The 13439-nt window shown below is 66.9% G+C and carries 9 protein-coding genes; 7 read left to right on the top strand and 2 right to left on the bottom strand.

Features of this window, described 5'->3' with window-relative positions; translation table 11 throughout:
• Positions 1-152: 152 nt before the first annotated feature.
• The 5 genes from ABD327_RS25880 (at position 153) to ABD327_RS25860 (ending at position 8330) form a co-directional block, all read left to right on the top strand.
• Complete coding sequence (locus tag ABD327_RS25880) at positions 153-1016, top strand: hypothetical protein (protein WP_344453629.1); 864 nt, start codon at positions 153-155, stop codon at positions 1014-1016.
• A gap of 167 nt (positions 1017-1183) precedes the next feature.
• Positions 1184-2485, top strand: coding sequence for an FG-GAP-like repeat-containing protein (locus ABD327_RS25875; protein WP_344453626.1), 1302 nt, complete (start codon positions 1184-1186; stop codon positions 2483-2485).
• An 863-nt stretch (positions 2486-3348) separates the two neighbouring features.
• Positions 3349-4008, top strand: coding sequence for a response regulator transcription factor (locus ABD327_RS25870; protein WP_344453624.1), 660 nt, complete (start codon positions 3349-3351; stop codon positions 4006-4008).
• A complete protein-coding gene (locus tag ABD327_RS25865; RefSeq protein WP_344453622.1) occupies positions 4005-6500 on the top strand; it encodes a DUF4153 domain-containing protein in 2496 nt (831 codons plus the stop codon). Before ABD327_RS25870 ends, ABD327_RS25865 begins: the two co-directional genes overlap by 4 nt.
• 1440 nt (positions 6501-7940) lie before the next feature.
• Positions 7941-8330, top strand: a complete 390-nt coding sequence (locus ABD327_RS25860) for a hypothetical protein (RefSeq protein WP_344453619.1) — start codon at positions 7941-7943, stop codon at positions 8328-8330.
• 690 nt (positions 8331-9020) lie between these two features.
• On the opposite strand, the gene ABD327_RS25855 is transcribed toward ABD327_RS25860, so the two are convergent.
• Both ABD327_RS25855 and ABD327_RS25850 read right to left on the bottom strand, forming a co-directional pair.
• Positions 9021-10529: a hypothetical protein gene (locus ABD327_RS25855; RefSeq protein ID WP_344453617.1), complete on the bottom strand. Its 1509-nt coding sequence runs from the start codon at positions 10527-10529 to the stop codon at positions 9021-9023.
• 46 nt (positions 10530-10575) lie between these two features.
• A complete protein-coding gene (locus ABD327_RS25850; RefSeq protein ID WP_344453615.1) occupies positions 10576-11016 on the bottom strand; it encodes a PDDEXK family nuclease in 441 nt (146 codons plus the stop codon).
• A gap of 431 nt (positions 11017-11447) precedes the next feature.
• Between ABD327_RS25850 and ABD327_RS25845 the strand changes: the two genes are divergently transcribed.
• A complete protein-coding gene (locus tag ABD327_RS25845) occupies positions 11448-12032 on the top strand; it encodes a class I SAM-dependent methyltransferase (protein ID WP_344453612.1) in 585 nt (194 codons plus the stop codon).
• A 63-nt stretch (positions 12033-12095) separates the two neighbouring features.
• A complete protein-coding gene (locus ABD327_RS25840; protein ID WP_344453609.1) occupies positions 12096-13106 on the top strand; it encodes an HNH endonuclease in 1011 nt (336 codons plus the stop codon).
• The last annotated feature ends 333 nt before the right edge of the window (positions 13107-13439 follow it).

Genomic DNA, 13439 nt, shown 5'->3' with positions numbered 1-13439 from the left:
GCGGGCTGCACCGTCATCACCGCGGCGACCCGGCAGCGGAAGCATCCCCGCGGGTGCGAGCCGACGGAAGCCGTCTTCCGGGTAACCGACAGCTACCAACTTTCCAGGATGAATCGGCGTCTTATGGGGATCTGTCGCGCTAGAAGGCCGGTATGAAATGGCGGGCGTGGGCATTCGACTTCAACGGGGACGGGCTCCGCGACCAGGCGGTCGGCAAGCCGGAGGCGAAGGTGGGCACCGTGCCTTACGCGGGGACGGTGGTGGTGACCTATGGCCGCAACAAGCGGAAGAAGCAGGTGATCAGCCGTGCGAGCAAGGGCGTGCCCGGTAAGCCGGGAGCCGACGCGTTCGGAGGCTCGGTCGCCTCTGCCGACTTCGACCGCGACGGGTTCGCCGACCTTGCCGTCAGCGTCAGACCGGAGTGGGACGGCTTCAGCCCGGACACCGTCATCGTCTACGGCGGCCGCAAGGGCCTGACGTCCCGCACGCTGCGCATCCTGTTCGCGGGCGACCTGGCGGTGGCCGACTTCGCCAAGGACGGGCGTCCCGACCTGGTGGTGCTCGGCGACGAGGAGTGGGGCGTGTTCCAGAACCCGCGCCGCGGCCACGTGCGCGGGGCCCGGCATGAGCTCGGCGTGACCAGAAGCCTTGAATTCCACACCGACGTGCGCCTGTACCTGAAGGACTTCTCGGGCGACGGCCGTCCGGACCTCGCGCTGGTCAACAACGCGTCCGAGGGTGTGCCGCCGTTCCACGCCGTCCGGTTCGCGCTCGGAACGGCGCGGGGGCTCGGCGCCGTGCGCTCGCTGGCGGCAGCCGAGAACCCGTCGGCGGTCCGGGACGTGAACGGCGACGGCCGTCGCGATCTCGTCGCCACCCGGTCGAGCGACGACGCCCCGTACGGCCCGCCGTCGGGCGAACTGCTCGTCTACCTGGGCGCCCCCACGGGCCTGAAGGCACCCGTGACCGCCCCCGGCGCCTTCCCCTTGGCCGACGTCGATTTCTCTGCTCTCTGACCCGGTCCCAGGCGCGGGCGATCCTGCCCCCGTCCCCAGCACGCAGAGCAAAACGGGGAGGTGACGTACGCCTTTGACCGAAATGTTCTGAACTTCGCTAGAACATTGCCCGGCATAGCGCGCGTCTCATGCAGAACTAGATCATTCGCCCACCCTTGAGGATGCGCATGAGGCTCCCCGCTCTTCTGGTCGCCGGTCTGACGGTGGCGCCGCTGGTCATCGCGGTCCCCGCCCCCGCCGTCACGGCGCCCGGGCCCGCCAAGGCCAACGACTTCAACGGAGACGGCGAACACGACTTCGCGGTCGCTTCCCGGTTCTCGCCCCGCAACTCCGACGACAAGGCGCGCGGACGGGTGAGCGTGATCTACGGCGGCAGGCACCGGGTGCAGACCCTGACGCCGCAGAGCCTGCGGCTGCCCGGCTTCACCGTCGACATGTCCCTCGGCGAGGCGCTGACCTCAGCCGACTTCGACCGCGACGGCTTCGCGGACCTGGCGATCACGGCCTTCGGCTACCGCAAGGTCATCATCGTCTACGGGTCGAGGAAGGGCCTGTCGTCCCGCAGGGCCCTGCTGCCGGTCGACTCGAGAGGCGGCAACACCACCCTGGTCACCGGCGACTTCGACGGCGACCGCCGACCCGACCTCTCCGTGACCTTGAGCTCTCGCCACTGGCTGTTCACCGAGATCGGCCGGGGCTCGAACGTCCGCAGTACGCCCCCGTCTCTGCTCGGCTACCACCCCCGGCCGGTGGCCGCCGACTTCACCGGCGACGGCATCACCGACCTCGTCCACGCCTTCGCCTGGCACGAGAAGGGGACGACAGCCAAGCTCATCCTGTTCAAGGGCTCGAAGAACGGTCTCGGCAGGCCCGTCGAGACCGACCTGGTCAAGGTGCGGTCGGTGGCCGCCGGCGACGTCAACGGCGACGGGCGCACCGACCTCGTCGCCGGGACCGCCCTGTCCTCCGAGAAGAAAGACGGGCGCGTACGCGTCGCCTACGGCACCGAGGAGGGCCTGTCCAAGCCGGTCCTGCTCTCCGGGCTGCCCAAGCAGGGCAGAGACTTCGGCGCCTCGGTCTCTGTCCGTGACGTCAACGGCGACCGCTACGCCGACGTGGCCGTCGGCGATCCCAGAGAGGAGACGAGCAAGAACAGGGGCGGCGCCGTCGTGGTGCTGCGCGGCTCCAGGAAGGGCATCACCGCCAAGGGCGCCCAGATCTTCACCCAGGAGACCAAGGGCGTACCCGGCGGAGGCGAGCCCCACGACGCCTTCGGCCAGATCGTCCGGCTCACCGACCTCACCGGCGACGGCCGCGCCGACCTCGTGATCGCCTCTTCCGGCGAAGCCCCGGACGGCCGTCTCCTCCTTCTCAAGAACCACAAGGGCAAGATCACCACAAAGGGTCTCAAGATCTTCAGTGGCAAGCGCCTCGGCTTCGTCGACTCCTCCTGGGAAGCTCTCCCCTGATCGGCGCGATGAACGGGACCGAGCGACGGTCAGAAAGCCGAGAGGCCTGGTCACTCCGTGAGTGATCAGGCCTCTGACCTGCTGCTTCATGGTCGGGGCGACAGGATTTGAACCTGCGACCCCTTGACCCCAGGCATTTATCAACTCTCCCACTACAGTCCGCCCATACGCCCGAGCAGCAACTCCACAACCCCTGATGTCTCTACCGATCCCCGACCGCTCTGGCCGTTGTCACCCAGTTGGCCGCTCGGTCTTAAGAGGCCGAGGCTGAAAAGGAGCCCTTCGACGAGCAACCGGCTGTGTTGGCACAGCTCAGCGAGCACACGCATCGCACAAAATCGGACATCCCGCTACGACGGGCGCGCGATGCCGGGTCGACGCACCCGGCGGAGAGTCGGTCCCCGGGCTCGACTCCTACGTCGCCGGCTGCATCACCAGCTCTTTGGCCGGCGACGGGGTTGTCGACCTGCAGCGACGACAGATTCTCGGCGACTGTGCGAGCGGGCTCTCGGCGGTACTCCCTGTAGTGACAGAAGGCGACGCCAAGTACCTCGCTCGACTGGTCCAGATCGCCGAGCCGACCAGAGACCCGAGCTGAGCGGGCCCGCTGGTCCGCGCACTGGGATCCCAGCGGCCGGTCCTCATCGGCGGCGACTGGCGGCGTTCTTCTCTCCGCCCTGATCGGCCTGCTCGCCACCCCTGCCACTCCCGACCTGATCCCCCTGAGATCGCCCTTCTGGCCGTCGCGGCCACCCTCACCGCCGCCCTGGTGCCACGCCGCTGACCCCGTAGGGCGTGGGGCTTCACCAAATCTCCACATTCGGCACACGAAGCCTCCGCAGGGCTCTCATACGCTCACCTCCGTGACAGCGCAGCGCATTCTTCTCGTCGAGGACGACCCGACAATCGCCCAGGCAGTGGCCGAACGGCTGATCGTCGAGGGTTTCGAGGTCGCGACGGCCGCCGACGGTCCCGCCGGGGTGGCCGTGGCGGCCTCCTTCCTGCCCGATCTCCTGGTGCTCGACGTGATGCTGCCCGGTTTCGACGGCCTCGAGGTCTGCCGCCAGGTGCAGGCGGCCCGGCCGGTCCCCGTCCTGATGCTGACCGCTCGCGATGACGAGACCGATCTTCTGGTGGGCCTCGGCGTCGGGGCCGACGACTACGTGACCAAACCTTTCAGCATGCGGGAGTTGGTCGCCCGGATCCGGGCCCTGCTGCGCCGCTCGGCTGTGACGGCCGCCGTCGCCCCCGAGAAACTCAAGATCGACGAAGCCGCGCGGCGGGTCCATCTGGAGGGAACCGAGATCCATCTGACGCCGATGGAGTTCGACCTGCTGGCCTGTCTGGCCCGCAACCCCGGCGCCGTGATGACCCGGTCCGTCCTGCTGGAAGCGGTATGGAACTGGGCGGGTTCGTCGGACTCCCGGGTGATCGACACCCATGTGAAGACGCTGCGGCGCAAGCTGGGCGCCTCCTGGATCCGGACCGCGCACGGCGTCGGTTACGCGCTGGAGAGGCAGTGAGCTGGCCGCGCCCGCTCGACCCGCTGCGGTCGATCAAGATCAAATTTGGGGTGGTCGCGATGTTCACCGCGCTCACCTCGGCGTTGCTCGTCAAATGGGGCTACTACATCGGCTTCAGGGGGCGGATCACCCTGCCGGTCGCGGTGCTCGGGTCGATGGCCGTCACCCAGTTGATCGCACACGGGATGACCGCGCCGCTGCGGGAGATGACGGCAGCGGCCCGCTCCATGGCGAGCGGCCGGTACGACCGGAGGGTCCGCGTCACCTCCAATGACGAGGTGGGCGAGCTGGGAGAGGCGTTCAACACCATGGCCGCCGACCTGGCCGAGGTCGACCGGCAGCGGCGCGAGTTCGTCGCGAACGTCTCCCACGAGCTGCGCACCCCCATCACCGCGCTCCGGGCCGTGCTGGAGAACGTCGCTGACGGCGTGACCCCGGCCACACCGGCGGTCCTGGAGGGCGCGGTCGGCCAGACCGAGCGGCTCGGACGCCTGGTGACCCAGCTCCTCGACCTGTCACGGGTCGACGCCGGAGCGGTCCCGCTTGAGCTCACGCACTTCGACGTGCGGGACTTCTTGGCCGAAGTCTGCGCCTCCACGCCCGTGGTCCTGGCGGTACGGGCCGGGCTGACGGCCCACGCCGACCGGGACCGGCTGTTCCAGGTCGTGGCGAACCTCGTCGACAACGCCTGCCGGCACAGCCCACCCGACGGCACCGTGACCGTCCGGGCCTCGATCGTCCTCACCGAGCTGGTCCTGGAAGTGATCGACGAGGGGCCCGGGATCCCCGAATCCGAGCGTCCCCGGGTCTTCGAGCGCTTCGTCCGGGGCGGCTCCTCCGACGGCGGCACCGGGCTGGGCCTGGCCATCGCCCGCTGGGCCGTCGACCTCCACCAGGGCACCATCGCCGTCCTCAACACCGATACCGGCTGCCACATCCGTGTGACCATCCCCCTTCACCACCGGAGAACCGCCATGCCCACCGACTGGATCACACCCGCGCCGCAACCGTCCGCGCCAGGACCCCACCCCGGCGATTTCGCGCCGGCCCTGACCCCGTTCATGAACGACACCGACGAACGGGTCGCCCGTGCCTGGCCCGCTCCTTCGGGTCCGGCCGCGCCGCGCGTGCTCCTGCCGGCGGGCGCGGCCGGAATCGCCGGAGCGACCTTCCTGAACGGTAAGCCCGGCATCGGGGCGGCCCTGACGGCCGTCGCCATGGTGCTCGCGCTCCTGCCGGTCCTGCGCGGCCGGCTGACCCCGCGCAACCGCACCGGACTGGTCTTCGCGACCCTGGGCCTCGGCCTGGTGCTGATGCCCGTCCTGCGCGACGCTCCCTGGCTGCTCGCGCTGACCACGGCGCTGGCGCTGCCCCTGCTCTCGTACGCGCTGGTCGGCGGCCGGAGCTGGTTCGAGGTCATCGGCGGAGGGCTGACTCTGCCGGGTGCACTGGTGTCCATGCTTCCGTGGTCCAGCCGGGGCGTCGCCTCGGCGGCCGAAGCGGGCCGGGGCAAGGGCACGGCCGCGTTGCGCACGGCGGGCCTGGCCGGTCTGCTGCTTCTGGTCTTCGGAGCCCTGCTGACCAGCGCCGACGCGGCCTTCAGTGAGATGATCTCGGTACTCCTCCCGGACCTGGGCCTCGGTTCGATCCTGGCGCGCACCTTCTGGTTCCTGATCATCACCAGCCTGGTGCTGGCCTTCGCCTACCTCGCGATCACGCCGCCCCGGCTCAAGGAGCTGGCCCCCGCCCCCGGCACCCCCGCGGGCCGCTGGGCCTGGGCCGTGCCGCTCATCTCCCTCAACCTGCTCTTCCTGGCCTTCTGCGCGGTGCAGGCCCGGGTCCTGCTCGACCACACCGCCCTGCCTGCCGGAGTGTCCTACTCCTCCTACGCCCGCCAGGGCTTCTTCCAGCTGGTCGTCGTCACCGTGCTGGTCCTCGCCGTGATCGCCGTCGCGGTCCGGCACCGCCCCGTCTCCTCCTCGGCCTTGGTCCGCCTCCTGCTCGGCGCCCTGTGCGTGCTGACCCTGGTCGTCGTCGCGGTCGCCCTGCGCCGCCTCTACCTCTACGAGGAGTCCTCCGGCTGGACCCGTCTGCGCCTGTGGGTCCACGCCTTCGAACTCTGGCTCGGCCTGGTCATCGTGATGATCGCCGTCGCCGGAATTCGGATGAAGGCGGACTGGCTGCCCCGCGCGGTCGCCGCCACCGGCGCCGCCGGCCTCCTGCTCCTCGGCCTGATCAACCCCGACGGTTTCATCGCCTCCCGCAACGTCGACCGTCTCGCCCACTCCGAACGTGTCGTCGTGCCCTACCTCAACGGCCTCTCCGCCGACGCCGTCCCCGCCCTGGACCGCCTCCCCGAACCCCGCCGCTCCTGCGCCCTCCAAGAGATCGCCCGCGACCTGGAAAAGCCCGATGGCTGGACTTCGAAGAACCTCTCCAGAGAACGCGCCCGCCGTATCCTCGCCCAACGCCCCGTCCTGCCCTGCAGATGAACCGACCGTAGTCGGACCGTCCCCGCTAACGGCTCTCGCTTTGCGCGGCGGTCGCCGCCCGACCTTTCCCCATGCGGGATGGCCCTTCCGCCCCGGCGGCCTTCTAACTGGTCTGACGCTTCTGACCCTTTACGGAGTAAGCCGGGCTCATAGGCCGATCCCGCGCATCGGGTTGTTCTTCCACCGGTCGACCGCGCGAATGCGGCCGAGCACGACCGGTGACTTCTCTGACCATCGGCCGCGAGCAGCGATCGCCAAGATGGGCACGCCAGCAATCGACGCTGCTGTTGCCCCTCCTGCACGGAGCTAAAGCTCCGTATGTTCCTCAGCCTTCAGCAGAAACAAGCCATTGGGGAACCGGTATGAAATGCCAGAACAGGGAGCACCTCCAAGGGACGACCACTCCGTTCCTGTAGAAGGCCGTAGAAAACCCCGAAATCCCACGGATCAGGGATGTCGAGATCCCTCACGAGATTCTGACATTGTTCTCGCCGGGCGAGATCTAGCGAGTGAACCGACCTCTGCGACTACGACCCCTACCCAGGGAGCCTGACATCCGATACGGAAACCACACCTTCGCCATTTCCACGGTCAAGGCCAAGCAGAAAAAACAGGATGCAGCTTCCGCCCGTGGACTTCACCCAACCCCCTCCGCGCTCCCGAGACCAAGAGAGCATTCCAAGCAGTCCATGACATACCGCGCGTCTCTGTTCGCCCCGCAGGCATAAAGAGCGTCCGCCCCAGTGAGGCTTTGTCATCTCCCCGGCCAAACCGCGCACCTGCCGACAGCCCGTGACCAGCGCCCTCACGACCACCCGCTGAAAAGGCTCAGTCAGCTCTTCGAAGCGCTGCTGCGCCTGTCGCTGAACCTTGTCCTCCACCCGGCTGCGCCTCCTTCCCCCGCTCCTCGGCCCGCAATCCGCGCAGCCGCCGACCGCCTCACCGCCCCCAGAGGCCGGCCACGAACCGTCCGGCCAGATGCCCCGGCAGACCTGTTCCTGCCAGCCGCATCAGGGCGGGGAGGCGTCGGACGCCCTGGTCGATCATGGCTCGGCCTCGGTGTTGGCCGTTGACGTAGCCGCAGTACCACCAGGGTCGGCCCGCGAGGAGGCCGAGTGCAGGAATTAGCGGCAGTCGTCAGCTCGGATGATTCTCAGTGGATGACTGATCTTGTCCGCTGAGTGCACCTAGGATCTCAGCGGACGACACCGCCGGGCGGGGCCGGAACCCCGGCGGGAACCCAGCGGATGACAAGGGGTGCCGGTGACCAACGACAACGCGCGGCGCTCGCACTCCTACCTTCACGACGATCCGTTGGAACGGGACGGCGGCTGGCCCGAGTGGGTGACGTCTCCGCGTCCCCCGGTCGATCTCGGTCCGTGCCCGATCTGCGGACGTCCAACGAAACGGTGCAGCACCTCGCAGAGTCCCTTCGAGACGATGACCACCTATGCGTGCTCGTGGTGCCGAGCCGGCAGGGACGTCTTCCATACGGGCCCACCCGGCCACACCCCCATCCCGAGCCGGCCGTTCTACGCCCCGCCGGACATGCGCTGGGACATGTGCAAGGACCCGGACGGCAACGGGCAGCCGCCCCGCTACCACGCCTTGGGACACTGGGGGCTGACCTTGTGCGGGCTGGCCGGCGACGACCTCACCGACCTCGACCCCCAGTGGCGGCCCGACCACCCCGAGGCCTGCCCCGCCTGCCGGACCGCGGCGGCTGAGATCGACGCGCGCTGGCCCCTCGACCGGCGCAGCGGCGGCGACTTCCTGGTGCTCTGCCCCTGCCCCGCCTGCCGATCCACCGACCCCGGGAGCACACGATGAACCACGTCGTTCCGCTGCGCCCGGCCACCGGGCTCGACCCCGCGCTGGAGCCTGCCCTGGTCTCCCTGGACCGGGTGGGACGCCGGCCCTTCCCGCTCACTGCGTACAGGCCCTCAAGGCACACCGCAGGAACCAGGAAGCAGATCAGACCCGTTCTCTTGTGTGGAGCGGAGACCATGGACCAGGTCTTCCCCGCCAGTGGGTAAGACCGAGGAAGACGAGCAGGGCCCGAGGATCGTGATCCTCGGGCCCTGTCCCATGCCTGCCAAGTGATCAGCCAGGAGGCTTAGTCACCCAAAAGCAAAACAGGGCCATCCGAAGATGGCCCTGAGCTGGTCGGGACGACAGGATTTGAACCTGCGACCCCTTGACCCCCAGGCATTTACAGCCACTCCCCCGGCAGTTCGACCATGCGCCTGACCAGCACTCCCGTGTTTCTGGACGTCTCTGCTCGTCTCTCAGTCGCCCCAGTCGTTGTCACCCAGCTAGTCACCCGCCGGAGGGGCTCCTTCTCGCAGATTGCGCTGGAGCATGGCGTCTAGAAAGGACGGGACAGGTTTGCGATCTCGCCCTTAAACCTGCCCTACCAGCGGTTCTGGGAGGGAGTGATTCTGGTTTTGGCGCCAGTTACGCACGATCAGGGATCGCGGAACAGGAACTCCGACATGGTGGTCGCAGGCTGGCCTCGGGCTACTTGGCGTCCACGTCAGAGCAGAGTTCTTCCCAGCTGTCAGACATGATCTTGTTGTAGAGGAACCCGATCGTCGCCGCGGTGTTCTGAGCCTGCCCCTCGACGATGAGCTTCTTGCCGCCCTCCGTGCCGTCCTTGATCTCCCGGGTCTTCTTCTTGCCGGTCTTGTCCAGCTTGTGGCCGGTCACGGCGATCCAGTGCTTCCGGTACCTGAGCCAGTCGATCTTGGTGAGCCGGTACTTGAGGTCGGTGAGGGTGATCTTCGGTTCCGGGGCTTTCTCCTTAGCGGCCTCGACCAGCTCCTCGTCCATCTTGAGCACCTCGTCCGGCGTCGAGTGGTCGCTTGAAACTCCCAGACTCGCACCGAGCGGGACGAGTTTGTGCCGCATGGCGTCGTGGTAGGCGACGGCGATCGCCTTCTGGGCGAAGGCCCAGCCGTGGATGTACAGGCGCCGGTAGGGCTCGTGGTTCTTCGGGGTCGGGTCAGCCCACTTCTCGCCGAAGGTCTCCTGCAGCATGAGCAGGAATTCCCGGCAGTAGGGGACGAACCGATCGATGTGATAGTGCTTGATCTGCTCGGGCTTCTTCGTGTTCCGGCAGATGACGCCGAGGAGCATCTGGTCCATCGTCGAGAGGTCGACGATGAACTTGGTCGCGGTCTCGGATGCGCCGCCCGTCCGGCCATCCGCCAGCCGACTCTCGAAGATCGTGTCCTTGATCGCCCGCTCCCGGATGATCGCCAGGGCGGAGGAGTTGTCGAGCCTGGAGACCAGGTTTTTGTTCTTCTTAGACCCGCGGCCGTTGCGATCGGCGAAACTCTGGCCCGCCTTCAACTCGTCCACGTTGAGTTCGATCTCCAGCGTGGTTCCGAAGCTGTCGAGGGCGCCGGCCTTGATGGCGAGTTCCGTCTCGGCTGCCTGGAAGAGCGCCGCGGTCTGGGTCTGGCCGTCGGACTGCATGACCGGAGCCTTGGGCAGGTAGAGGGTGCCGTAGAGCGAGAGGTCGCTGGGTTCGTCGAACGCGACGAAGATGGTCTGGTCGAAGAACTTGTCCGACTGCCAACCGCTCACCGTCGGCAGGTAGGCGGTGCGCTCGCCACGGATCGCCTCGATGTTGTAGTTCCGGAAGTTGTTGAGATTCTCCTTCTTCGCGCCCTTGAAGTCGGCCTGGGTCTGCTCATGCGCCTGCCGCATGCCGATCGCCTCGTAGTTGTCGCCCGGCGGGTTCGCCGGGTTGTACTTCACGATCTCGATGAAATGCCGGAGTTTGGCGTGGATCGTCACGGTGATGCGATAGTTCGGAGCGGCCCCCTTCCGGCTGAGGACCACCCCCCGCACGGTGTGGTGCATGCCGAGCTCGTGCTGGAACTCGTACCTGTTGTTCGCGAAGTTGTCGTGTGCTTCCTTGTTGCTCTGGAAGCGCACGATCTTCATTCCCGAGAACTTCTCGTCGGTGGGGATGGCGGAGTCGGGGATGAGGGTGTCCTTGGGGATCACCGGATAGTTCATGGCGAATGGCTTCTCTCTGTAGGTGTAGGCCTGTGGGCCGGAGGCGTCAGGTCTCCGGGATGGCCGGGATGATCGGCATCTCGGCGGCCGGAACCTCAACAGCCGGGACAAAACCGGCGAGGCGAAGCTTCGGCGGGATCGGAACCATCTCGATGCCGAGGTTGAGGATCTCGTTGGCCTCCAGGATCTCGGGGGCGAACTCGAACGCCGCCAGAACGGCGCGGACCTTACGTCCGGGCGAATTCTTGCGCTCCATCGCGAGGTAGGTGAGGACCTGCCCGAGGCTCCGGTGGTCGGCCCAGATCTTGAACTCCCAGATCCTCAGGGTGTTCGAGGAATCGACCGTCTTCATGTCGGCACGCAGGCTGGTTCCTTCGAAGGTCGGCTCGACCCCGATCAGGCGCTCGTCACGACGGAGGCTCGACAGCCGATCGGCATAAGCATTACGGATCGCACACTCGTGGGCGCGTTCATCTTCAAGGAGCATGCTTCCGTCTTCCCCTTACCCTCTGATCTCTTCAAGAGATTGAAGATTCTCACAGAGATAGAGGACGGTCAAGCGAGTTGATGCAACCCGCCTCTGCAAGTTCAAGGCAGTCATCGCGATGGTTTCCGGGTACGTCAGCGGGAGTACGTGAGTGTCCTCGTGGAGAGGGCGGCCCGACCAGCTGCGGCTGACCGACATCACCTACGTGCGCACCCGGGAGGCTGCGCATATGCGGCCGCTTGTGCTGGACGCCTACTCCCAGCGCATTGTGGGCTGGGAACTGACTGACCACCTGCGCACCGACCTGCCGTTGGACGCATCCGAGATGGCCCTGCGCCAGCTCGCACGCGACCGGCCCGATGGCACGCCGGGGCCGACCACTCTGATCCATCACTCGAACCGTTGGGTAGCTTGGCGGGATGATCCCAGCGGTGCGCGCGTACGAGGAGCAGGCTGCCGATCTGGCTCGCGGCTATGAAGGATTGGTGTTCGAGGAGGTTCACCAACTGGTGCTGGGCTTGATTCCGGTCAAGCCGGGGCGGGTGCTGGATGTGGGGGCGGGGTCGGGGCGTGATGCCGCAGCGTTGAGTCGGTTGGGCCACCGGGTGGTGGCGGTGGAGCCGGTTGCGGAGTTCCGCGCCCTGGGAGGCCTGCTGCACGCGGCCGAGGGCATCGTCTGGGTGGACGATGTGCTGCCGACATTGGCCCGAGTCGAGGGCCGCTTCGACCTGGTGTGGTTGTCGGCGGTGTGGATGCACCTGGAGCAGGCAGAGAGGGCGGAAGCGATGCGCCGCCTCGCCGAACTGGTCGCACCGGGCGGAGCGGTGATGGTGACGTTGCGGCACGGGCCGGTGCCGACAGGACGGCACATGTTCGACGTCGGGGATAAAGAGACCATCGACCTGGCCCGCTCATGCGGACTCAGGGTGGAGATCCATGAACAAGACAGAGACTTCATGGGCCGAGCGGAAGTCCAGTGGAGCTCCCTGGGATTCCGCAAAACCCTGAAGCCCTGATCGTGTCGGACAACGCCTCTAGGGCGATCGAGTCGGCGATGAGCAGGATGTTGGAGCACGGGTATGCGGGAGTTCTTCCAAGTCGAGCCGACAGCGCACGCCTCCTGGCGGATGGCGGTGCTCCTGGGCGTGAATTCCCGAACCTACAAGTTCGCGCTAGGCAATGCCCTGCTCTCGCTCGCCGCAGACGAGCGAGCAGAGGTGCCCCTGGTGGAGTTGGCAGAGGTCTATGCGCGCGGCATCCTTGAGCACCTCTCAGAGGGGCCGCAAGCCCCGACCGGCCAGATGAAGGACACGGACTTCCTGGCGATCGCAGCCCGAGAAGCCGAGGAGAGCCGGCGGCTGGGCCGCCCGACGGAAGAACTCGTGCACGCCGCAATCCGCTCCATCCCCAGCATGGTCATGCAGAAGTTCCACAACCAGCGCGGCGGAGTCGAACTCCCGCACCGCTTCTACGAGCTCACCGGTACAGGCAAGAACCGCACCATCATCCTGACACCGGCGCTCACCCACATCGCTCGCTCCGAGCAGGCAAACGGACTGGTCGAGGAACTCGACGCACGCTGGCGGATCGTGGAGACCTCGTTCGCCTCCGGTGTAGGCCGCAGCCTCCTGGAAGAAGGCCTAGCCGTCGACTGGAGCGAACTGAAGCTGACCGACCGGCGCCGCCGCAGATCCATCACCGGCATCACCGCGGCCGTCGTCGGCTTCCAGCACGGCAGATGCCTCATCTGCCACCAGCCCCTCACACCCTCCGACCCCGTCGCGGTCGACCACGTCTTCCCCTACTCCTACATGCAGCGCCTCGGCGGCCCCACCGGGTGGAAGGGACCCGACCTGGACGCCGTCTGGAACCTCGCCCCTACCCACGACTCCTGCAACGCCACCAAGAGCGACCGCCCGCCCAAACCCGAGGAACTCACACGCCTCGCCCTACGCAACGACACGATCATGTCCTCACCGGTCCCCCTACGCCGAACCCTCGAACTCACCCTCAAAGCCGCCGGCTACAAGGGCCAACCCGGCGAGTGGAGCGCATTCATCCACCAAGTCATCGACTTGGTCTATTGCTAGCCCACGGCTCCGACTCCCTCTGTAAGCCGGGTTCTCCACATCCCATCTTCCTGACCTGCGCCTGATCCCCACAACCGTCTCTGAGCTCGGATTTCACACCTCAGCAGTTGCCAATAATTTCGGGGATATTTGGCGTTCCGCCGGAACGGAGTCGGAACTAGCCGTGGCCTATCTTCTACAGAAGCGTCGTTCAGCCAGTCTTGCATCAAGGGGTGGAATTAAGTCTCTGATTCCACAATTCATTGAGCTGATCTCGCTCGCTTCGATAAATACTAAACGGAATCGGAGGAGCCGATATGGCCGCAGCCCTGTAATCTCCAAATACAGAGAATA

Source organism: Actinocorallia aurantiaca, from assembly GCF_039533685.1.
Lineage (GTDB): Bacteria > Actinomycetota > Actinomycetes > Streptosporangiales > Streptosporangiaceae > Actinocorallia > Actinocorallia aurantiaca.
The sequence above is the reverse complement of the archived record's forward strand: the minus strand, read 5'-3'. Positions and strand labels throughout refer to the sequence as shown.